At 61.7% G+C, this 21396-nt stretch carries 24 protein-coding genes; 9 read left to right on the top strand and 15 right to left on the bottom strand.

Annotated features, from left to right (window positions below):
- Positions 1-1470, top strand: coding sequence for a cryptochrome/photolyase family protein (locus tag TSA66_RS23620; RefSeq protein ID WP_040041784.1), 1470 nt, complete (start codon positions 1-3; stop codon positions 1468-1470).
- Positions 1471-1572: 102 nt separating this feature from the next.
- Here TSA66_RS23620 and TSA66_RS23625 read toward each other — a convergent pair whose 3' ends face one another.
- Together TSA66_RS23625 and TSA66_RS23630 are read right to left on the bottom strand one after the other, a co-directional pair.
- Positions 1573-2364, bottom strand: coding sequence for a PEP-CTERM sorting domain-containing protein (locus TSA66_RS23625; protein WP_040041785.1), 792 nt, complete (start codon positions 2362-2364; stop codon positions 1573-1575).
- Positions 2365-2566: 202 nt separating this feature from the next.
- Positions 2567-3703 (bottom strand): type IV pilus twitching motility protein PilT, encoded by a 1137-nt coding sequence (locus TSA66_RS23630; protein ID WP_040041786.1) that lies wholly within the window; start codon positions 3701-3703, stop codon positions 2567-2569.
- 209 nt (positions 3704-3912) lie between these two features.
- On the opposite strand from TSA66_RS23630, the gene TSA66_RS23635 reads away from it, so the two are divergent.
- Complete coding sequence (locus tag TSA66_RS23635) at positions 3913-4485, top strand: SRPBCC family protein (protein ID WP_084199857.1); 573 nt, start codon at positions 3913-3915, stop codon at positions 4483-4485.
- A 10-nt stretch (positions 4486-4495) separates the two neighbouring features.
- Here the strand turns inward: TSA66_RS23635 and TSA66_RS23640 are convergent, their stop codons facing one another.
- The 4 genes from TSA66_RS23640 to TSA66_RS23655 all read right to left on the bottom strand — a co-directional run bounded on the left by TSA66_RS23640 (position 4496) and on the right by TSA66_RS23655 (position 7154).
- A complete protein-coding gene (locus TSA66_RS23640) occupies positions 4496-5410 on the bottom strand; it encodes a pirin family protein (RefSeq protein ID WP_040041787.1) in 915 nt (304 codons plus the stop codon).
- A 6-nt stretch (positions 5411-5416) separates the two neighbouring features.
- Complete coding sequence (gene wrbA, locus TSA66_RS23645) at positions 5417-6043, bottom strand: NAD(P)H:quinone oxidoreductase (RefSeq protein ID WP_040041788.1); 627 nt, start codon at positions 6041-6043, stop codon at positions 5417-5419.
- 125 nt (positions 6044-6168) lie between these two features.
- Positions 6169-6777, bottom strand: coding sequence for a glutathione transferase GstA (gene gstA, locus TSA66_RS23650; RefSeq protein ID WP_040041789.1), 609 nt, complete (start codon positions 6775-6777; stop codon positions 6169-6171).
- Between the two features lie 125 nt (positions 6778-6902).
- Positions 6903-7154 carry an MbcA/ParS/Xre antitoxin family protein gene (locus TSA66_RS23655; protein ID WP_232429530.1) on the bottom strand — a complete coding sequence of 84 codons (252 nt, stop codon included), beginning with the start codon at positions 7152-7154 and terminating at the stop codon, positions 6903-6905.
- Between the two features lie 231 nt (positions 7155-7385).
- Here TSA66_RS23655 and TSA66_RS23660 point away from each other — a divergent pair, with 231 nt between their 5' ends.
- Positions 7386-7640 (top strand): GlsB/YeaQ/YmgE family stress response membrane protein, encoded by a 255-nt coding sequence (locus TSA66_RS23660; protein WP_040041790.1) that lies wholly within the window; start codon positions 7386-7388, stop codon positions 7638-7640.
- A 65-nt stretch (positions 7641-7705) separates the two neighbouring features.
- Here TSA66_RS23660 and TSA66_RS23665 read toward each other — a convergent pair whose 3' ends face one another.
- Both TSA66_RS23665 and TSA66_RS23670 read right to left on the bottom strand, forming a co-directional pair.
- Complete coding sequence (locus TSA66_RS23665) at positions 7706-9073, bottom strand: sodium-dependent transporter (RefSeq protein WP_040041791.1); 1368 nt, start codon at positions 9071-9073, stop codon at positions 7706-7708.
- A 289-nt stretch (positions 9074-9362) separates the two neighbouring features.
- Complete coding sequence (locus tag TSA66_RS23670) at positions 9363-9806, bottom strand: PaaI family thioesterase (protein ID WP_040041792.1); 444 nt, start codon at positions 9804-9806, stop codon at positions 9363-9365.
- 194 nt (positions 9807-10000) lie between these two features.
- Between TSA66_RS23670 and TSA66_RS23675 the strand changes: the two genes are divergently transcribed.
- The 3 genes from TSA66_RS23675 to TSA66_RS23685 are packed head-to-tail and all read left to right on the top strand — an operon-like array spanning position 10001 to position 12692.
- Positions 10001-10903, top strand: coding sequence for a DMT family transporter (locus tag TSA66_RS23675; protein WP_040041793.1), 903 nt, complete (start codon positions 10001-10003; stop codon positions 10901-10903).
- Between the two features lie 54 nt (positions 10904-10957).
- A complete protein-coding gene (locus TSA66_RS23680) occupies positions 10958-11572 on the top strand; it encodes a hypothetical protein (protein ID WP_040041794.1) in 615 nt (204 codons plus the stop codon).
- Complete coding sequence (locus TSA66_RS23685; protein ID WP_052452556.1) at positions 11565-12692, top strand: DUF2817 domain-containing protein; 1128 nt, start codon at positions 11565-11567, stop codon at positions 12690-12692. Before TSA66_RS23680 ends, TSA66_RS23685 begins: the two co-directional genes overlap by 8 nt.
- A gap of 11 nt (positions 12693-12703) precedes the next feature.
- Here the strand turns inward: TSA66_RS23685 and fabI are convergent, their stop codons facing one another.
- The 3 genes from fabI to TSA66_RS23700 all read right to left on the bottom strand — a co-directional run bounded on the left by fabI (position 12704) and on the right by TSA66_RS23700 (position 15003).
- Entirely contained in the window at positions 12704-13468 is a 765-nt protein-coding gene (gene fabI, locus TSA66_RS23690; RefSeq protein ID WP_040041795.1) for an enoyl-ACP reductase FabI, read from the bottom strand.
- A gap of 164 nt (positions 13469-13632) precedes the next feature.
- The gene (locus tag TSA66_RS23695; RefSeq protein WP_040041796.1) at positions 13633-14574 is read right to left on the bottom strand and encodes an MYG1 family protein; all 942 of its coding nucleotides are present in this window, start codon (positions 14572-14574) and stop codon (positions 13633-13635) included.
- A gap of 33 nt (positions 14575-14607) precedes the next feature.
- A complete protein-coding gene (locus TSA66_RS23700; RefSeq protein WP_040041797.1) occupies positions 14608-15003 on the bottom strand; it encodes a DUF2237 family protein in 396 nt (131 codons plus the stop codon).
- A gap of 192 nt (positions 15004-15195) precedes the next feature.
- On the opposite strand from TSA66_RS23700, the gene TSA66_RS23705 reads away from it, so the two are divergent.
- The 3 genes from TSA66_RS23705 (at position 15196) to TSA66_RS23715 (ending at position 18742) form a co-directional block, all read left to right on the top strand.
- Entirely contained in the window at positions 15196-15465 is a 270-nt protein-coding gene (locus tag TSA66_RS23705) for a hypothetical protein (RefSeq protein WP_040041798.1), read from the top strand.
- Between the two features lie 391 nt (positions 15466-15856).
- On the top strand, positions 15857-18013 hold the full coding sequence (locus tag TSA66_RS25860) for an energy transducer TonB family protein (RefSeq protein ID WP_052452557.1): 2157 nt from the start codon (positions 15857-15859) through the stop codon (positions 18011-18013).
- 156 nt (positions 18014-18169) lie between these two features.
- Positions 18170-18742 (top strand): DUF2242 domain-containing protein, encoded by a 573-nt coding sequence (locus tag TSA66_RS23715; protein WP_052452558.1) that lies wholly within the window; start codon positions 18170-18172, stop codon positions 18740-18742.
- A gap of 6 nt (positions 18743-18748) precedes the next feature.
- On the opposite strand, the gene TSA66_RS23720 is transcribed toward TSA66_RS23715, so the two are convergent.
- Genes TSA66_RS23720 through TSA66_RS23735 form a run of 4 tightly spaced genes read right to left on the bottom strand, consistent with a single transcriptional unit; the run spans position 18749 to position 21378 of the window.
- Positions 18749-18955, bottom strand: coding sequence for a DUF3565 domain-containing protein (locus TSA66_RS23720; protein ID WP_040041799.1), 207 nt, complete (start codon positions 18953-18955; stop codon positions 18749-18751).
- Positions 18952-19392 carry an HAD domain-containing protein gene (locus TSA66_RS23725; protein WP_040042943.1) on the bottom strand — a complete coding sequence of 147 codons (441 nt, stop codon included), beginning with the start codon at positions 19390-19392 and terminating at the stop codon, positions 18952-18954. Before TSA66_RS23725 ends, TSA66_RS23720 begins: the two co-directional genes overlap by 4 nt.
- A gap of 45 nt (positions 19393-19437) precedes the next feature.
- The gene (locus TSA66_RS23730) at positions 19438-20322 is read right to left on the bottom strand and encodes a phosphoribulokinase (RefSeq protein ID WP_040041800.1); all 885 of its coding nucleotides are present in this window, start codon (positions 20320-20322) and stop codon (positions 19438-19440) included.
- A 12-nt stretch (positions 20323-20334) separates the two neighbouring features.
- A complete protein-coding gene (locus TSA66_RS23735) occupies positions 20335-21378 on the bottom strand; it encodes a class 1 fructose-bisphosphatase (protein WP_040041801.1) in 1044 nt (347 codons plus the stop codon).
- Positions 21379-21396 lie beyond the last annotated feature (18 nt).

Consider the following 21396-nt stretch of genomic DNA (forward strand, 5'->3'; position numbering starts at 1 on the left):
ATGCCCCAATACGACAAGTCCTTAGTCTGGTTTCGCCGCGATCTGCGCGTGCTCGACCATGCGGCCCTGTATCAAGCGCTGGCAGGTAGCCGCCAGGTCTTCTGTGTCTTTGTTTTTGACAAGGACATTCTCAATCTTCTGCCGCGCCAGGACCGGCGTGTCGAATTCATTCACGCATGCGCCACAGAGCTCGATGTCGAGTTAAGAAAATTCGGCGGCGGGCTCATCGTCCGCCACGCCTCGGCGGCACAGGAAATTCCCGCACTGGCTGCGGCTCTTGGAGTAAACGCTGTCTTCGCGAATCGCGATTACGAGCCGCAAGCCATCGAACGCGACTTAGCCGTCGCCACGCGCCTGAAGGCCGATGGCAGAGCGTTCGTCGACTTCAAAGACCAAGTCATTTTCGAGAAAGATGAAGTCACATCCCAGTCCGGCAAGCCATACTCGGTTTTCACGCCGTATAAAAACGCCTGGCTAAAGAAACTGGCGCTGTTGGCGGACAGTGGCAGTGACAGCCCGCTCCATTCCTATTTCATTGACTCATTTGGCGCACGCCTCGCCCCTTGCGGAGCAGCGGCCATGCCGTCGCTATCCGAGCTTGGCTTTGAAAAAACGAATCTGGAAAGCCTGCACATCCCCACCGGGATATCCGGAGCACGGAAATTGCTGGATGACTTCCTGTCCCGTATCGACGCTTACGATGTCACGCGCGACTATCCCTCATTGAAAGGGCCTTCCTATCTGTCGACGCATCTGCGCTTTGGGACGATATCGATTCGCTATCTCGTCAAATTTGCGTATGACATCGTGCGCATGAAAAATAGTCCTGGCGCTTCCGTTTGGCTGTCTGAATTGATTTGGCGGGATTTCTATTTCATGATCCTGCACGCCCATCCCTATGTGGCCGAGCGTGCCTTCAAACCGGCCTATGACCAGATTTGCTGGGAATCCGGTGCGGCAGCAGAAAAACTGTTTGCAGCCTGGTGCGAGGGAAAGACCGGCTACCCTCTGGTCGATGCCGCGATGGCACAGCTGAACACGACGGGATACATGCACAACCGTTTGCGCATGATCGCCGCATGCTTCCTGATCAAAGACTTGGGGATCGACTGGCGCTGGGGCGAGCGTTATTTTTCCGAGAAGCTGAACGACTTTGACATGGCAGCCAATAACGGCGGATGGCAATGGGCCGCCTCATCCGGTTGCGACGCGCAGCCCTACTTCCGCATTTTCAATCCGGTAACGCAGTCAATAAAATTTGACCCGGAAGGCAAATTCATCAGACGCTACCTGCCCCAACTCGGCAAGCTATCCAATAAGACGATTCATGCGCCATGGCTTGCCCCGTCTTCGGAATTGCGCGCAGCAGGCATTGAACTGGGAAACGACTACCCCGCGCCGCTCGTGCTGCATGAGGCAGCGCGCGAGCGCACGTTGGCGCGATATGCTGTCGTCAAGGCAGCAAGCTAGAGGGACTGAGCTGGAGAGTACGGCGCGCCGTGGCGGGCCGTACTTCCGGGCTATGGCAAGCAGAGCTCTTGCCAGAAGGAAGCGTCGCGTCGCGGCGCGTGTTTACGCCTGCTTGCGCCTGCGCACCGCGCCCAGGCCAGCAAGGCCGAGGCCCATCAACGCCAGCGTGCCGGGCAGCGGCACGCTGCCCGACGGCGGCAATACGGCACCGAAACCGTCCAGATAGGCATAGCCGGTATGACCGGTCCACTCGCAATCCGCTGCCAGCAGCGACAGCGTGAAGTCATGGCCGGAGAGCGCGGAATCGATGTTCAGCTGCTCGATCTGCCATTGAGGTGTATAGAAAAATTCACCAAATGACGAGAACCGGGTATCCACGCCGCCGCCGGTCCCGCCGGCATCATAGCTTCGGCTGATAAGCACGTTTCCAGTGGTATCGTCGCGCAGCACGACCTTGAACAGCGCCGATTCGCTTTCAGCATGGCCGCCATTTTCAAGCACGGCCTTCCAGGCGAAAAAGATGCTGCTATCGGTGTAGTTCTGTACATGCTGGCTGATGGCGGATGCATACCCGCCAGAATAAGTGTCTTCGATGCGATACGAATAATTGCCGCTGTAGACCGTGCTGCCCAGGCGCGTGCCGAGAATCGGGTCGAGGCTGCCGGCGCCGATCACCGCCGAGCGGGATGATGCCCCCGCGTACAGCGAGCCGCCGGGAAGCACATTTTCCGGGCTGAGCGATCCGTTATCTATGTAGCCGCGATCGCCACCGCCGGTCACCCAGCCATTCGTATTGCCGTCTTCGAAACCGCCGTTGATGAACGGCGCAGCCAAGGCACTGCCAGACAGACCCAGCGCGAACGCGCCCAGTCCCAGTAATGTGGTGATCTTCATTTTTCCTCGTTGTGTATTCTTTTGATGTTGGCAATCGCAGATTTTCACTGCATTGCTTTTAAAGCATTTTGAATGCCAGCACCTTTCATTTTTTATAACTTATTGAATACAAACAATTTCCTGGAAAATATCCGAAGGCAGGCGGCAAGCACTGTAAAAATTTCCGACACGCTACAGAATGCCTAAGCCGCCTTTCCACTCGTCACGAGCCAAATATCTCCGCAAACTTTAGGCGGTCGGTCGTCGCCCGTCGCGCATCGTCGATGCTTACCTTCTTGGCGCGCATCAGCGCCTGCAGCTCGTCGTTCATGGTGTGGCAGCCGGACGCCGCATCCTTGCCCAGCTTTTCCAGCAAAGGCCGGATGGCGCCGACGTTGCGCGTCTCGATCAGGCGCGCCACCTCAGGATTGACGGTCAGGCATTCGCTCGCCAGGTGGTAGGCGTTATCCTTTTGCGAAGGAAGCAGCGCCTGGCAGATCACGCCGCGCAGGCAGTTCGACAATGCCTGCGCCTGCGCGTCCGAATTGCCCAGCAGGCGCAGCAGCTTTTGCAAGCCGAGCTCGGTGGAGCGCGCATGCAGCGTGGCGAACACCAGCGGCCCGGATTCGGCCAGCGCCAGCGTTTCCTGCGCCGTTTCGGCGTCGCGGATCTCGCCGATCAGGATCACGTCGGGCCGCTCGCGCAAGGCATCGAGCGCGCCCAGGTAATAGCTTTCCACATCGCCGTCGATGCCGACCTCGCGCTGCGTGATGATGCATTTGCGCTGCGGGATGAGCGTTTCGACCGGATCTTCGATGGTGATGATGTGGCCGGAGCGGTTCTTGTTGATCTGGTCCAGCAGCGACGCGATGGTGGTCGACTTGCCTTGGCAGGTGTCGCCGATCAGCAGCACCAGGCCGTTGTCGAGCCGGGCGAAATCCTGTGCGCAGGGGCGCAGGCCGATCCGGTCGAGCGCGATCGGCTCGGTGGGGAAGCGGCGGATCACGCAGCCGAGGCGCTTGTTGCCCTGGAATGAAAAACAGTTGGCGCGGATGCGCGCGCTATGCAAGTCCTTGGAGCGGTCGAATGCGCGGTCGCGGATTTTGTCGGACCAGTCGGGCTCGATCACATCGAAAAATTCTTCCAGCTCTTCGCGCGTGATCGGCGTGTCCGACACTGCCACCAGGCGCTTTGGCTGGCGCAGCATGATCGGGCTGTTCTGGTGGATGATAATGTCGGAAAAGACGGTGCTGGAATTGAGCAGGTGAACGATTTGCTCGATCAGCGTGCCGGTAACCGGCAGGCCGCCGGCCTCGACGAAGGTGAGCGTTTCGATCTGGGAGTATTTTTCGTATTCCATGCGATGGCCCCTTGCGCCGTGACAGGATTGTTTCAAAAATGTATTCCAACAATGTTACCGGAAAGCAACAGTAATCCAACGTATAAACTGAGCCGTTATTTCCGCGTAATTGTTGCTTTCTTCCTCGTCATGACGCTGCCAAGGCACGCAACGATTTTCCCGATGGGAAGTCCAAAGCGACTCAGCAATTTGTTCCACATGAATACGACATGACAAAATTTCATCACTGGCTACTCGCGGGCGCGCTCTTGTTCAGTTCCTTTCGCACCATGGCAATGACTGCCGAAGACGACGATATCGCAGTCGATGTGAGGAAAAGCAACGGGATCGTGATGGTCGACGTGAGCATGTCGGTCAAGGCACCTCAGAAGGATGCCTGGGACGTGCTGACCGACTATGACCACATGGCGCAATTCTTCCCCAACCTGGTCTCCAGCAAAATTGTCGACAGAAGCGGCGACCGCTTGCGTATCGAACAGAAAGGGAATGTGGCGTATGGCCCGCTGACGTTTGCGTTCGAATCGGTACGCGACATCGAACTCATGCAGGAAAAGGAAATCCGTTCGCACGCCGTGGCCGGCACGTTGAAGGCGGGCGACGCCACCACCCGGCTGATGGCCGACGGCAGCGGCACGCGCATCCTCTATCACAGCGAATCGGTGCCGGCGGTCTGGGTGCCGCCCGCCATCGGCCCGCAAGTCATCGCCAGCCAGACGCGCGCGCAATTCGAGAGCTTGCGCAACGAAATCCTGAAGAGAAGGAAGGGCGACAGGCGCTCCTGAACCCGTGCGCCTACGGATACCGCACCGGCTTGCCCGGCAGGTCCGGCAAGGGGATGAACTCGGACTCCCCCGGCACCATCGTGAAGCGCTGCTGCCGCCAGTCGTCCTTGGCTTGCTCGATGCGGTCGGGCGAACTCGACACGAAATTCCAGGTGAGGTAGCGCGGGCCGTCCATCGGCTCGCCGCCCACCACGACCACGCGCGCAGCCGCCACAGCCTTCAGGGTCACGCCGGCGCCGGGATTGAGCACCAGCAGGCGGCCTGCCTCGAACACGCCGTCGGCGCCGCATTCGACCTGCCCCTGCACCACATACACTGCCTGCTCGTCATACTCGGGCGGCACTGCCACCGTGGCGCCGGGCTGCAGCGTGATGTCGGCAAACACCAGGTCCGACAGCACCGGCACCGGCGAGCGGCGCCCGAAGAAGCTGCCGGCGACGATGCGCGCAACGACACCCTCACCGGCCTCCACCGGCAGCTGCTGCGCGCCCGCATGCACGAAGCCGGGATCGGTCTCTTCCTGCGCGCGCGGCAGCGCCACCCAGCACTGCAGGCCGAACAGCGACGAATCCTGCTGCCGCCTCTGCGGCGCGGTGCGCTCCGAATGCACGATGCCGCGCCCGGCCGTCATCCAGTTCACTTCGCCGGGGCGGATCGGCTGCACGCTGCCGAGGCTGTCGCGATGCAGGATTTCGCCATCGAACAGATAGGTGAGCGTGGCCAGCCCGATGTGCGGATGCGGGCGCACGTCCAGGCCGCTGCCTGCGGTAAAGACGTGCGGTCCCATCTGGTCGAGAAACACGAAGGGGCCGACCATGCGGCGCTGCGTACTGGGCAAGGCGCGCCGCACTTCGAAGCCGTCGCCCAAGTCATGCGTGCGCGGCACGACCAGCACATCGAGCGCAGTATTGTCTGACAGGGCCATGGCAGGCTACCGCGACGCCATCGCCAGCTTCTTGGCGATCTGCGTGACGTGGCGTCCCTGGAAGCGCGCGATCGCCAGCTCGTTCTCGCTCGGCTGACGCGCGCCGTCGCCGCCTACGATAGTGGTGGCGCCGTACGGCGTGCCGCCGCTGATGGTTTCCATGTTGAGCAGGCGCTGTTCGGAATACGGTGCGCCGACGACGATCATGCCCTGGTGCAGCAGCGTGGTATGAAAACTCGTGATGGTGGTTTCCTGCCCGCCATGCTGACTGGCGGTGCTGGCAAAGACGCTGCCGACCTTGCCGATCAGGCTGCCATTCATCCACAGCGCCCCAGTCTGGTCGAGGAAATTACGCATTTGCGCCGCCATGTTGCCGAAGCGGGTGGGCGTGCCGAAGATGATGGCGTCGGCCTCCATCAGCTGTTCCGGCTTAATGAACGGCACATGGGCAAAGGCAGCGCGCGCCGCCTTCGCCCCGCTCTTTTCCAGCACCTCATCCGGCACGAGCTCCGGCACCTGGTAGAGCTGGACGTCGACATCCGTCACTTCGCTGGCGCCGGCCGCCACGGCCTCCGCCATCTTGTAGATATGCCCGTACATGCTGTAGAAAACGACTTGCACTTTGGTCGCCATATGACCTCCGTTCGACACGCGTTGTATGACATAAGTATCATCGCGCCGCAAAAGGTTCCTGCGCGCGGAAAATCCATGGCACCCCGTGCAGGCGACGGGGCGCAAGAAGCCGGAACGGGGAGCAACTAGGCGGGCAAGCCCTCTTCGCGCATGGCTTGCTTGACCTTTTCCCGGATGCCGACGCGTGCCATATATCCTGGAATGTTTTGCCACTGGCTGACGTCGATTTTGTGGAAATACGTCCAGTTCAAGACCGTGATGAGGTAGGCATCGGCGACCGTAAAGCGCTCCCCCATCATGAAGGAGCGGCCATCCAGCATCTGGTCCAGCGTTTTCAACCTGCGGTTGATGATTGCCGTCTGCACCACTCTCATGTCGGCGGTGAGCGCGGGATTAAACAGCGCGCCGATTTGCTTATGCACTTCCGTTGCCACGAAATTGAGGGTGGACATCAGCTGATAACGCTCCATCGTCCCGAAGGCCGCGGCAAGCCCGCTTGCCGGTGCTTGATCGGCAAGATACTGACAGATCACCGCCACTTCGGTGATGAGCTCGCCATTGTCCAGCACCAGCGCAGGCACGTAACCCTTTGGATTGATTTTCCAAAAGTCATCCCCGCTTTCCGTCTTCTTGTTGGGGATGTCGACTTTCACCAGCTCCAAGTTCACTCCCGCTTCCAACGCGACAATGTGCGGAGCCATGGAGCATGCGCCGGGGGAATAATACAGTTTCATCAAATGCCTTTCCGTTTCAACAAGTAATTCAAATCGTCTTATTTCTTGGCCCTATCGCGCGGTGGCCAGCCGATGCCACTGCGCCCGAGAGGGGGCAATGCATATCACGGAGTTTCGCCAGACGATCAAGGCGTCAGTGAGTCAAGGTAGCCAAGCACCTCTTCCTCACGGCCGTCGCTGACCAGCTGCGCCGGAGTCTTTCCCTCCAATGCAGGTAATGGTTCATTCATCCAGGCACTGGCAGCGTCGTCGCCCCCAACCACGCCTCGAATCCTGTGCATGATCGTGTAATAAGCTTGCGCCTTGCGCGACTGCTCCTGAAACCGCATGCGGAGCGCTTCCATTCCCTGTGGAGAAAGGCGTTCGTCGTTAGTCATGATTTATCTCGCTCAAAGCAGAATTCCGCGTCTGTATTTTTTACCATCATACCCACATTCCTGAGCCTGCTGCCGGCGGCCTCGTCCAAGTGGCCGCTTCCCGATTGAGATCAGAAAATGGATTGACATCTGCGCGAGCTCAATTGCGGCACGGATCGGCGCGGACTACCGAACCAGTTCACTGGAAAGTTTGTCAAACAACAATCGCAACTTTTTAAGTTTGGAGGTCCTATGAGTCTGCTGTGGTTTTTGTTCATCGGATTGATCGCTGGCTGGTTGGCAAGCATGATTGTTGGCGGGCCATTCGGTTTACTGGGCGATCTGATCGTCGGCGTCATTGGCTCCTACATTGGCGGTTGGCTATTTGGCCGAATGGGTTGGAGCATGGGCGGCGGCACCCTGGGCAGCATCATTACAGCAACCATCGGCGCGATCGTGCTGCTGTTGATCTTGCGGCTCTTCAATAGCGCCCGCTGGCGCAGTTGAACCTGCTCGCCATCATGAACAGCCCACATCTGCGGGCTGTTCATTTTCAGCGTCCGACAGTCCCGTCAGAACAGATGCAAACCCTTCAGCATCACAATCAGAATCAGCAGCGGCGATATGTAGCGCAACAAAAAGAACACGACGCGCGCAAGGCCTTCGTTTTGTAACTGTTCATGATTCGAGAGCACCGACCGGAACTTGTCGAAACCCCATACCCAGCCGACAAACAAGGCCACGAAAATTCCCCCGGCCGGAAGAATCACGTTCGAGGACAGAAAATCAAACAGATCGAACATGTTCAGACCGAACACTTTAAAGTCGGCCAAGGTACTGTTTGTTAACGCGCAGGTCGACCCCGTGACTGCCAACAGCACGAGGGTCAACATCACTGCCTTGGGGCGCGCCAGACGGAAGCGCTCGTGCAGGATCAGCACCGGCACTTCCATTAAGGAAAGCATCGCACCGGTAGCCGCGACGGCTGCCAGGACGAAAAATACCACCATCAGTGCCTGCCCCATCGGAATCTGGGAAAACACCGCAGGAATCGTGATGAACACCAGCGCCGGTCCGGCCGCAGGCGCGAAGTCGAAAGTAAATACCGCAGGAAAAATCGCCACGCCCGCGAGCAGCGAAACGCACAGGTCGGCACTCATGACCCGGAACGTCGTCACCGGGATGTTCTGATCGTCCCGGAAATAGCTCCCGTAGGTCATCATCGTGCCCATGCCGATCGACAGCTTGAAGAAAGCCAGTCCGAGCGCCGTCAGGACCACAGTACCGGTCACCTTGCCGAAGTCCGGGTTGAACAGGAAGGCCAATCCATCTGCCGCCTTATCCAGCGACAGGCTGACGGCGCACAGCAGCAACAGGAGCAGGAACAGCAGCGGCATCAGCTTCTTGGTCAAGGCCTCGATGCCCTTGGATACGCCCAGCAGCAGAATGCCGCCCATGCCAATGAGGACGAGCCATTGCCACAGCAAGGATTGCAGCGGATCGCTGATGAGCGCGCCGAACGCAGCTTCCGTGACCTTGCGGTCGCTGCTCAGGATGGAGCCGCCTATCGCCTTGAAGACGTAGGCAAAGACCCAGGCCACGACTTCGGAATAGAAAGACATGATCAGGAAAGATGCCACCATGCCCGCCGCGCCGATCAGCCACCATGGCTGCCTGGCCGGCGAAAGGGCGATCAATGCCGTCACTGGATTCGCCTTGACATGCCGGCCCAGCGTAATTTCCGCGATCATCACGGGCAAGCCGACCACCAGCGTCGCCAGGATATACACCATCAAAAAGCCGGCCCCGCCGTTAGCGCCCGTGAGATAGGGAAATTTCCAGATATTGCCGAGTCCAACGGCGGACCCCAGAGTCGCGGCGAGAACGCCGAAACTGGATGTGAAACCGTCGCGGCTTGGCTTGTGCGTGGATTGGCTCATGGTATGTGCAGGTAGATTCGAAAAATGGCACGCCGTCCCGGCGGTCGAGGACAGTGTCTTTAAACGGGGAACAGTAGCGGGTCGAGCAGCTTCGCGAGGATTGAGTCGTCCGAACCGGGCATCAGGCAAGTGCATGCCGCTTGCGGAACAGCAGGTGATAAAAACAGCGCGCGACTTTACCACGCACTTTCCAGAACGTAAATTGATTTGACGCATGGATAGTGAAAGCAATGACGGATGGCGCCCAGATTGTCGTGGCACCGGCGCATTTCATATCCCTAAGCGGGCGCTACTTTTCTGCCTTTCCATGCATGACCATGATGGTCTGCTGCATGATGGCACAAAGAATTTCCTTGCCATCTCTGACAGCGAAGACCTCCGCCTTGGTCACAATCAGCGTCCTGCCGGGGCGAACAACCCCGCCGCGGGCAATGAGCTTCTCGCCGTCTGCCGGTGCCACGAGGTTCATCTTGTATTCGACGGTTAATACCGAAGCTCCGGCAGGAACCATGGTCATGGCCGCATAACCGGCGGCCGAATCGGCAATCATGCCAACCACTCCTCCATGCACGAAGCCATGCTGCTGCTCGATGCCATCCCAGTGGGGCACATGAATTTCCGTGCGACCGTGTTCGACGACCGGCATCTCGGCCCGAATCAGATGCATCGCGTTTTGCCGGTCGAAACTGGTAGCGACATGCTCGGCAAAATCGGGGTTGGCAATATGGGGCATCACGCCTCTTGACTGATCCATTGGGATGACGTCAAACATTGTGCCATAGGGCATTTAACAGCTTGCACAAGGCCCTCCTTGAAGTTGCGCGCACTAAGTCGCCGAGGCGGCTGAACACATGCATCGTAGAAATTATGTATCCTCTTAATCTCTCTTGAACCATTGCCCGCGCGACGGCATCCCGCTATTCATCCATGGCCCGCAAACTCACGTTCTCCACCGCAGCGATGCTCGTCATCCCCCCCCTGCTCTGGGCGGGCAATGCCGTCGTCGGCCGCATGGTGCATACGCTGGTGCCGCCGATTACCCTGAACTTCCTGCGCTGGGCCATCGCCTTCCTGATCCTGTTGCCGCTGGCCGGCTCCATCTTCCGCCCCGGCAGCGGCTTGTGGGCTTATCGCCGCCGCTTTGCGCTGCTGGGGTTGCTCGGCATCGGCCTGTATAACGCGCTGCAATACCTGGCCCTGCAAAGCTCGACGCCGATTAACGTGACCCTGGTGGCGGCCAGCATGCCGGTATGGATGCTAGCGATCGGGCGCCTGTTCTTTGGCGCGTCCGTGTCGCGCACGCAGGTCGCCGGCGCCGCGCTGTCGATCGCCGGCGTGCTGCTGGTGCTGTCGCGCGGCGACTGGCAGCAATTGCTGGCGCTGCGCCTGGTACCGGGCGATCTGTTCATGATCCTTGCAACGATCGCCTGGTCGGTCTACAGCTGGCTGCTGGCGCTGCCCGACAAGGACCCGGCGGCGCTGCGCGCCAACTGGGCGGCATTCCTGCTGGCGCAGGTCGCCTTCGGCGTGCTGTGGTCGGGCGCATTCGCGGCCGGCGAGTGGGCCATGAGCGCGGCGCAGATCCACTGGAGCTGGACGCTGGCCGCCGCGCTGCTGTATGTGGCGGCCGGGCCGGCCGTGATCGCCTTTCGCTGCTGGGGCGCCGGCGTGCAGCGCGTCGGCCCCAACATCGCCGCCTTCTTCAGCAACCTGACGCCGCTGTTCGCGGCGCTGCTGTCGTCGGCATTCCTCGGGGAATTGCCGCATGCCTATCATGTGGCGGCATTTGCGCTGATCGTGGGCGGCATCATCCTTTCATCGCGGCGATGAACGTTTTGCCATTGCAAGCGCCAAAGCAGTTTTAAGCTGGCTCAGGCGCACATCATGATTCCTCACGACCCCGACGAAATCAACCGGCTGATCGGCGCATTTACCGATTTGCAAGAACATTGGGAAAACGACCCGGATGCCTTCGACTGGTCCCGGCTGGAGGCATTGGCCAGGGCAGGCGCGCACGCCTACAACGAATGCTGCGGCCCCTCCTTCCATGCGCTGGCCCTCGATGGCATACAGCACGGCGAATTCCATGAGCGCTTTCTCGCGTATTCGCTGAACGCCGACTTCGATCCATTCAAGCTGTCCAAGGCGGGCAATACCGCCGAAGAAATTCCGGTCATCGACCATGCCAGCCTGGCCGATAGCGCGCTGTGGAACCCGAGCTCGGCGCGCATGCACGCCTCGCTGATGGAACTGGCACGCCAGCGCTTCGCGCCCCTGGCCGACGAAATCCGGCGCAGCAATCCGCCGTCGTCGCACCCGCTCTTCATGACGGTGGAAGCCTGCGCCGAGTCGCTGCCCGTCGACCTGCTGGAGCGCATTTCGCCGGAACTGGCGCGCGAACATCACGGAGAAGCCCGGAAACAGTCGGTCGATCCGATCGAGGGCTATCTGTCGGCGGCCGAAGTCGTCGTCGAAAGCAATACCAAGCCCTATGGCTGAAGAGGGCGGGCCGTGCCCCGATCCGGCCCCACCGCCCTCCCCCGCGCTGGCGCTGCCCGGCAGCTACCTGGAGTCGCGCGACCGGTTCCGGGAACTGGGCGCGCGCGCCGGGGCCAAGCAACAGTGCTTCTTTCACGATGCCGATGACGATACCGCCTCGCCCCGGCTTTCCACCGACACCGCCTATCTCGGCCCGGCCGATGCGCAGACGCTGGTTGTCATCGCCAGCGGCACGCATGGCGTGGAAGGCTACGCGGGCGCGGCCTGCCAATTCCGTTTCATGCAAGGCTATGCTGCGCGCCATGCCAGCGACGGACTGGCTTACCTGCTGGTGCACGCGGTCAATCCGTGGGGGTTTTTTCACGACCGGCGCGTCACGCCCGAAGGCATCGACCTGAATCGCAATTTCGTCGACTTTCCCGTCACTCACGATGCCGGTTACGCCGCCTACCACGAGCTGCTGGTCACCCGGTTCCGGCCGCTGCCGCGCGGCTGGTGGAATGAAGCCCGCCTGCTGTCGCATGCGCTCACGCGCGCGCGCCGCCAAGCGCTGCAAGCCGCCATCACGAGCGGACAGTACGCGTATCCGGACGGCTTGTTCTTCGGCGGCGCGGCGCCGGCGCGCAGTCGCCTGGTGTGGGAAGACATCGTGCACCGGTTCGCCTGCGGCCGGCGGCGCGCCATGTTGCTCGATCTGCATACCGGGCTGGGCAAACGCGGCACGGGCGAACTGATCAGTTACCTGCCCTCTGGCGCGGCCGCATTCGTGCAGATGGCGCGCTGGTTCGGCGGCGACCTCAAGTCGATGGCCGGCGGCGACTCGGTCAGCGCGGCCGTGGAAGGCACGCTGACTGCGGCATTCGAGCGCGCCGTCGCCGGGCAGAGTTATGCCATCGGGCTGGAGTTCGGCACCTGCGCGCCGCTGCCCGTGCTCAATGCCCTGCGCACCGACCACTGGTATCACAACAACGCGAACCGCCTGCCGCCGTCGGAGCGCGAGCGCGCGCGCCGCAAGATGAAGGCGGCCTTTGCCGCCGCCGACGACGCATGGTGCCGCCAGGTCGCGGCGCGCTTCGATCAAGTCATGGCGCAACTGGTGCGCGGACTGAGCGCCGGCTGAAGGCAGCCGCCTCACCCCATGATGTGATAGCCGCCGTCGATATATTCGACATTGCCGGTCAACAGGCGGGCGCCATCGCTGACCAGGAAGGCCGCGACATTGCCGACATCATCGATGCCGGCGAGCATGCGCTCCGGCGCGCGCGTGCGCGCATTGTCGAGCAATTCATCGAAGCGCCCGATGCCCGAGGCGGCGCGCGTCTTCAGCGGCCCCGGCGACAGCGCATGCACGCGGATGCCCTGATTGCCCAGCTCCGCCGCCATGTAGCGCACGCTGCTTTCGAGCGCGGCCTTGACCGGCCCCATCAGGTTGTAGTTTTCCACCACCTTCTCGGAGCCGTAGAACGTGACGGTCAACAGGCAGCCGCCGTTCTTCATCAAGGGTTCCGCCATGCGCGCCATGCGGATGAAGGAATGGCAGGACACGTCCATCGCCAGTGCGAAGCCTTCCTGCGAACTCTCCACCAGGCGCCGGTGCAAGTCTTCGGTCGGCGCATACGCGATCGAATGCAGCAGGAAATCGAGCTGGCCCCAGTCGCTGGCGATCCGCTCGAACACGGCTTCCAACTGCCCCGGTTCGCGCACGTCGCACGGCAGCAACAGCGCACTTTTCAGCTGGTCGGCCAGCGGCTGCACATAGCGCAGCGCCTTCTCATTCAAATAGGTGAGCGCCAGTTCGGCGCCGGCATCCCGGAATGCCTTCGCACAGCCGTAAGCAATGCTTTGGTCGTTGGCAATGCCGACGACCAGTCCACGCTTTCCTTCCAGTGTCTTCATGGTAATCCTCCGCGAAACCGGGATGCGGCAGGCACGCCGCGACAGCACCTCTTGCCCGGAGTGTCTCTGACACTGGGGGCAAGAGGCGGTTTCATCAGGGGGATGGGCGGTGCGCGGGGAGCGGCGTTTTCCGCTCAATGCGGCGGCAACATTGCAGTCAAGGATCAGGCCTGGTCCGCGAGTGCCAGCCTTGCCATCGTCAGCGCGCCTGCAAACGATTTCGCGGCCGCGATGAAGCGGCCGTTATGGCAAAAGCCGGCATCCGGCACGCCGGTGACGGCAGCCAGATCCGCGCCTGCCAAGCCGGCCCAGGACGCCGGCAAGTCCTTGCGTGCATCGAAGCTGTCGGCGGTTGCGGGCACGGTGTGCACCATGTAGCGGTCTTCCGCGATGTTATAGCTGAGCACGAACAGCACTTTCGGCATCTCGTTGCGCACTACCGACGACCACGGCAGCGAAGCATTCTTCAGGAACAGCACCTGGCCGTCCTCCAGCAACTCCGATTGCCGCACCTGCTGCACGGCGAGCAAGCCGCCGACGCGGAATTTGACGGCATTGACGAGGATGTCTGCCATGAACGCCATGGCGCGGCGAAACTGACTTAGTCGCATGGCCTCGGCAGCGTCCACGCTGCCTGCCTGCTGCTCGTCGAGCCAAGTCGGATTGAAGCCGGAAATCAGCGCCGACAAGCCGTAGCCGCCCGGCGCGCTTTTAGCCGCGCCGGTATCCGCCATGTCCATGTACTGCACCAGATCGGCATCGATGGCATAGGCAATCTGTTGGGCAGTGTCGGCAGACAGCGCCTGTCCGGTCTGTTGTTGCGCGACCAGGGTGACGCAGCGCGCACCGTGGGTCTTCCACACCAGCCCGGCGCTGGCGTAGACGACGCCCGATTCGCGCGCGCCGGCAAAGCCTTTCTGGTGATGGTCGAAGCGCCCGCTTTGCGGGTCCCAGATGCCACCGACGTCGACGGCGAAATCGGCTTGCCGGATTTTTTCCGGGTCGCGCGTGCGGATCAGTGTGCATCCGGGAAAGACAATGTCCAGCACGGTGACTGCCCATACGTCATCCGCATGAAACTTTCCGGAGTGGGTTGCAATTATCATCAGAGAGAAAAGAGGTGGTAGGCTGCGCCCGGCTTATCCGGCATTGCGCTTCCTGTGATCGAAACGCAGCAAGGCTTCCAGCGGCAGGCTGTCCAGCGCGCTGTAATTCGTGCTTTCCAAAACGACATCGGGCGCCACGCCCGCGAGATAGGCCTCGCTCCAGCGTGCCACGCACAGGCACCATTGATCGCCCGGCTTTAGCCCGGGAAATCCCAGCTCCGGCACTGGCGTGCTCAAATCGTTGCCCTGGCTGCGGCTAAAGTCGAGAAACTCCTCGGTCATGATGGCGCAAATCACATGCGTGCCAACATCGTCGGTATTGGTCTTGCAACATCCGTCACGAAAAAACCCGGTCAACGGATCGAAGGAACATGGTACCAATGGTTCGCCGAGAATGTTGCGCGCGGGAGGTGCTGATAGATTTTTCATTGTTTTAGTGTACGTCCTTGAATCTTATTAGCAAGCGCGCAATGATATGCCGACAACGGTGTTGTATGGCCCTGACGTTTTCTGCATTGTTGCGAGCAATCATTGAATGCACCTAGGCGACGGAGTAAAGTTTATGCCCAGACGCAATGAGTCTGTGAGCGTTGAATTTTATCTATGTAGTTAGGAAATACCATGCAACCGAAGTTTGAACACCGGGACGAGTCGGCCTGGGAACTGGGCGATCAGGCATATGAATTGGACGACTCGATCGAAGCGGGGGTAGTGAAGGCGGCGCAACTCGGTATCCGCCCTGGATCAGATGGATACGCGGCATTTATTACTGCTTTTTCAAGAAGAGTACGCAGCAAACAACTCTCCCCAAAAAAAATGTTGTCCAGTGAAGCCATCCCGCCGGGATCGGCCAAAGTGCTGACGCCGGATTTCTTGCGCGCCGCATCCTGATGCAATGCCGGAATTCTTTCCGGCCCCACCTCTCCACTCAGCAATTCATCGCTGAAATGCACGGTACTTGAGCTGCATTTCGCCTCAAGTACCGCAATCGACCGCCCCCCTTGCCGGCACCATCCCTGCCTGCTGCTGCACGGCGCGGCCCGTTCGCGTTGACGCCAGTTTGCGCATTCACAATGAAGCGCCCCAACCGGTACGGTAGCTTGATCCGGCCAGTCGCACGCCGCACCTGTGCGTCGCACGGGCGTCCTATCGTTCCACGGAGCTGACATGGGGAAAGCCGCATCTCGATTCGCCGCTGCAGAATTTCATCCGCACCAACCGTGCAACAGCGCATCGGGCGCCGCAGTGATGGCATGAGTGCCGGCCTGCACACGAATTGCCGATGACGCCGCACGATGCATTCCTGGATATCCGCGCAAGCGCGTCGCCTGCCGATCCGCGCCGGGCACGTCTCACGCTGGCGCTGGGCCTTTCCCTTCTTTTTCATGCATTCATCCTGTCGCTGCGCTTCGGGATTCCCGGCCTGGGGCTGCCCGGCCTGGAACTGCCGTGGGATGAGCGGCGGGCGCAAGCGCCACCGCTGCAGGTCCGGCTCGCCAACGTCGATCGTCGCCCTCAGGTACAGCCTCCTGCGCCGCCTGCCCCCGCTCCGGTAACCGAGGCGCAACCCGCCCCTGCTCCGCCGGTCGCAGACACGCCCGCACTTGGGGCACCTGCAGCTCCAGTCGCGGCAACCCGCACCGAACCGCCAGCGGGCGGCATGCCGGTCCTGAAACTCCTGCCGCCACCGGCGCCGCAAGGGGCGTCCCCGCCACAGCCCGCGCCGCCAAGCCGCACGAGCGCAAAACCGAAACACGCCGACGTGAAAGTCGCCCACCGGCGCCGCCACCGCCGCAAGCTCGCCCATGCCCGGCCCAAGCCGCCAGTCATTGCCCGAGCGCTGCCGCAGCAAGAGGCATTCGCCGTGCCGCCGCCGCTCCCCGACGAACACGAAGCCACCCAGCCAAGCGAACCGATCGCACGCGAGGACGCCTCCTCGCAACCGCAAGCCGAATCCCCCGGTCTGGCCGAACAGCAGCAGGAAGACGCACGGCGGCAGGCACAACAGGACGCCATGCGCGAAGCGCAGCTATTGGCAGCGCAACAGCAGGCGGAAGACATGGCGCGGCGCCTGGCCATAGAACAGGAGGCCAGCAGGCAAGCCGAAGAACGCGCACTCCAGCAAGCGGCACAGCAGCAGGAAGCAGAAGCAGCGCTGCAGGCACGGCAATGGGAAGAAGCAAAGCTGGCGGAAGAAAACGCGCAACGGCAAGCCGATGCATTGGCGCAGGCGCAACGACAGCAGGAAGAAGAGCACCAGCATGCGCAGCAAGCGCGACAGGAAGAAGCTGCGCAGCGCCTGGCCCTGGAACAGGAAGCGCGCCGCCAAGCCGAAGCCCAGGAACGCCAGCAGGCCATGCAGCGACAACAAGAGGAAGAAGCGCTGCGTGCGCAGCAACTGGAAGCCCAACGCCAGGACGAGGAAGCGAGGCGGCAGCTGGCCATGGAGGAGCAAGCGCGCAGGCAGGAACAGGAAGCGCTGCGTCACGTACAACAACTAGAAGCGCAACAGCGGGAAGACGCCGCACGGCGCCTGGCGCTGGAACAGGAAGAGCGCCGTCGGGCCGAAGCGCTGGCACGGCAACAGGCAGCGCAGCGCCAGCAGGAAGAAGCGCTGCGGCGCGAGCAACAGCTGGCGGCGGAAGAAAACGCAAATCGCATCCGTCAGCAGGAAACCCAGCGGCAGCAAGCCGCCGAGGCCGCACGCAGCGCCCAGGAACAGGACGCACGCCGGCAAGCAGAGGAAGCGGCACGACAAGCCGCCGCACAGCGCCCGCAGGCGGGACAAGCGGCTCAGGCTGCCGCCGACGGTGCGGGCACGGCGGCAGCGCGTCCGCGTTCCGAGCCAGTCACGACTACCGCAGCGGCGCCACCCGGGCAGAATCCGGGCAATCATGCGCCACCGCCGGACACGACGTCATCGGGTGATGGCGGCGCGCCGGAGGAAGCCGACAACGGCCCCCTGCTGCTGTCTGATGAAACCATGGCTGCCATGCAAGTCCAGCAAGTCAGGAAAGTCGACTTGACCCGCCTCGACACCCACGATGCGCGTGAATTGGCCGACACCCCGCAGCAGGCGCGCCGGCGCTCCATCTTCGGCAGCGCCGCCGACGATATCGTGCTGAAAATGTACATCGACAGCTGGCGCCGGGCCGTCGAGCGCGACGGCAATCGCGACGACGAGGCGTTCGCGCCGGGCCGGCTGCGCGGCGAGTCGGTCGTCACTGTCGCAATCCGCAGCGACGGCAGCGTCGAAAACATATCGATCAATCGAGCCAGCGGCGTGCCGGAACTCGATGCCGCGGTGCGCCAGATCATTCAGGCTTCCGCGCGGCGCGACGCTTTTCCGCCCGATCTCCGGCGCCGGTACGACGTAATCGAAATCCGGCGCGTCTGGCGCTTTGACGGCCGGCTGCGCCTGATCGAGGACGCGCCCTGAGCCTGGTGCCGCTTCCTTTCATGCCTTGACGGTAGAACGGTTTGCGCGCCTGAGGTATCCTTGCATTTGATCTACTGCAACTTCAGCCATCGCTGTGGTCCAATACCATCGTGCTGCCACGGCACGCATTCCCGGAAAACCTTCTCAAAAAACAAGATGCGGCAGTTCCTTCTCCGTTCGTCCACCCTGTGCCTGGCGCTCGCAGGCTTGCTGACCGCCTGCGCCACGTCGAAACCGTCCGTGTACCAGCATGAAGAGTTCGACACGGTCGGCACGTTTTCGCGCGATTACCATGCCTCGGCCGCCGCCACCTGCGAAGCGGCGCGGCGCACCCTGCTTAGCCAGGGCTACGTGATCAGCAAGCACCAGCCGGAACAGGTGGAAGGCTACAAGAACTTCCAGCCCAATATGGACGTGCACGTGGTCATCGAGTTTCACGTGGTGTGCGCACCCGACGGGGCAGACGGCGCGACTGCGTTCGTCAACGCGGTGCAAGACAAGTACGTGGTCAAGAAACAGTCCAATTCGGCCACCCTCGGCGTGAGCGCGCTGGGTTCGGTGTCGCTGCCCTTCGGCGCGAGCGAGGATTCGCTGGCCAAGGTCGGCAGCGAAACGATTCCAACCGTGCAGTTCTATGACCGCTTCTTCGCGCTGGTCGACCACTATCTGGAGGAGGCCGCTGCCAGTGCACCGGGCGACGGCGGTGCGGGAAAGGAACCGGCGCAATAAGCCAGACTAGTTCCAGTCGCGCGGCGCGCCGGCGTCGCACTTCTTGCAGTTCAATTCCATGCCCAGCGTCTTGGCGCGCCCCTCGGGCGTGATCACCCAGGGCCGATTGGTCCAGGGCGGGTTATGCCGCACATGCTGGTTGTGTCCGCATTCGAGTTCGGCGACCCAATGCTGTTCATCGTCCAGATGAAAGCCGACGATTCGTTTCTTCATGTATCCGGGAATGGGTGGGAAGTCAGCCGCTCCCGCAAGGCCCGCTCGGTGGCGGCGTTAAAGCCGAGTGCGGGATCGACCAGGATGAGATTGGCACATCCGGGCGAGAAAAACAATGCGCAGTCGTCGATCGCCACCCACGGTTCGGCGCCGCGGCCTGAGTCGCTGCGCCATGCCTCGATTTCGGCTTCGCGCAGCGCCGGCTGTCCGGCAAGCGGTAATACCGGCGTCACGTCCACGATACGCGCGGCAATATCGTCCGAGAAAAACGCGCGCAATTCTTCCAGGCTGCAGCCCTCGCGCCAGGAACTGGAAATGACGATGTCGACCTGCGGATAGTCGCGCATCACGCGCTCGAATACCGGAACCAGCACCAGCGCGCCTTGCGGCCGGTGAAATGGATGCAATACCCCGTCGAAATCGAGAAACAGAATCACTGCCGCCTCCATCGCCATTAGGGTGAAGCGGCGGCGGCGAGTTTCCTAGTAAGCGCTGATTGCCCGTTTCTTTCGTTCCATCATGCGCCAGATGAACGGTGTAAAGATCAGCTGCATGGCGAGTTCCATCTTCCCGCCCGGTACAACGATGGTGTTGGCGCGCGACATGAAGGAATCGTTAATCATGTTCAACAGATACGGAAAATCGATCCCCTTCGGATTGGCGAAACGGATCACGACGAAGCTTTCATCGGGCGCCGGAATGTCACGCGCAATGAAGGGATTGGAGGTATCGACGCAGGGCACGCGCTGGAAATTGACGTGGGTGTGCGTGAATTGCGGGCAGATATAGTTCACATAGTCCGGCATGCGGCGCAGGATGGTGTCGGTCACCGCCTCGGTCGAATAGCCGCGCTTGGCCTTGTCGCGCCACAGCTTCTGTATCCATTCCAGGTTAATCACCGGCACCACGCCGATCAGCAGGTCCGGGTACTGCGCGATATTGATCTCGCCATGCACCACTGCGCCGTGCAAGCCTTCGTAAAACAGCAGGTCGGTTTCCTTCGGCAAGTCTTCCCATGGCGTGAAGGTGCCCGGGTCCTGGTCGTAGGGCGCGGCTTCCTCGGTATCGTGCAGGTACTTCCGGCAGCGGCCGCTGCCGCTTTCCGCGTAGCTGCGAAACAGCGCTTCCAGCTCGTGGAACAAGTTGTTGTCGGGGCCGAAGTGGCTGAAATTCTTGTTGCCATCCTTTTCCGCCTCGGCCTGGCGCAGTTTCATTTCCTGCCGGTCGTAGCGGTGGAAGCTGTCGCCTTCGATGATGGCGGCCGTCACCTTTTCGCGGCGGAAGATGTTTTCGAAGGTGTGGGTCACCGACGTGGTGCCGGCGCCGGAGGAGCCGGTGATGGCGATGATCGGATAGCGCTCGGACATGGGGTTTCCTCGTTATACGGGGGCACGGAACAGGCTGCGCTCCTGGAACAGCGGATTGGGCAGGTCGTCCGCCGCCGTATGGTGATAGCGCTCGATCCGCTCCACCTCGTTGCGCGAGCCGAACACCAGTCCGGTGCGCTGGTCCAGCGCACCGGGGCGCACCGTCATCACCGGCTGGCGGCCGGTGGAGGCGCGCCCGCCGGCCTGCTCGACCAGGAAGGCGATCGGGTTGGCTTCGTACAGCAGGCGCACCCGCCCCGGCATGGCTGCATCCTTGGTGTCGCGCGGGTACAGGAAGACGCCGCCGCGCATCAGGATGCGGTGCGCTTCGGCCACCATCGAAGCGATCCAGCGCATGTTGAAATCGCGGCCGCGGCGCCCGGTCTTGCCGGCCATGCACTCGTTGACATAGCGTTTGACCGGCTCTTCCCAGAAACGGCTGTTGGAAGCATTGATCGCGAACTCGTGCGTGTCCGGGGGAATGGACAGGTCCGGATGGGTAAGCATGAATTCGCCCATCTGCGGGCACAGCGTGAAGCCGTGCACGCCGGCGCCCACCGACAGCACCAGCATCGTGGCCGGGCCATAAATGGCGTAGCCGGCTGCGACCTGCTGCACGCCCGGCTGCAGGAAATCGTGCTCGCTCACGGCGCGCGCCGCGTCGGGTGCGCGCAGCACCGAAAAAATGCTGCCGACCGACAGGTTGACGTCGATATTGGACGAACCGTCGAGCGGGTCGAACACCAGCAGGTAGCGCCCGCGCGGATGACAGTGCGGGATCTGGTAAGGCACCGCCAGCTCTTCCGATGCCATGCCCGCCAGGTTGCCGCCCCAGTTGTTCCCCTCGATGAACATGTCGTTGCTGACCGCGTCGAGCTTCTTGCGCGTTTCGCCCGGCGCGCCGTGCAAGGCGCCGGCGGCCACCTTGCGCGCAATGCGCTTGCAGACCAGCGCGACGTTGAGCAGCAGGCTGTTGAATTCGCCGGTGGCGTGCGGATAGTGCCTGCGCGCCTCAATCAGGAACTGGGTCAGCGTGACCCGTATCTCGGAAGTCATGGTGTCGTCTCCATCGAT

The sequence above is a fragment of the Noviherbaspirillum autotrophicum genome (genome assembly GCF_000818395.1).
Taxonomy (GTDB): domain Bacteria; phylum Pseudomonadota; class Gammaproteobacteria; order Burkholderiales; family Burkholderiaceae_D; genus Noviherbaspirillum; species Noviherbaspirillum autotrophicum.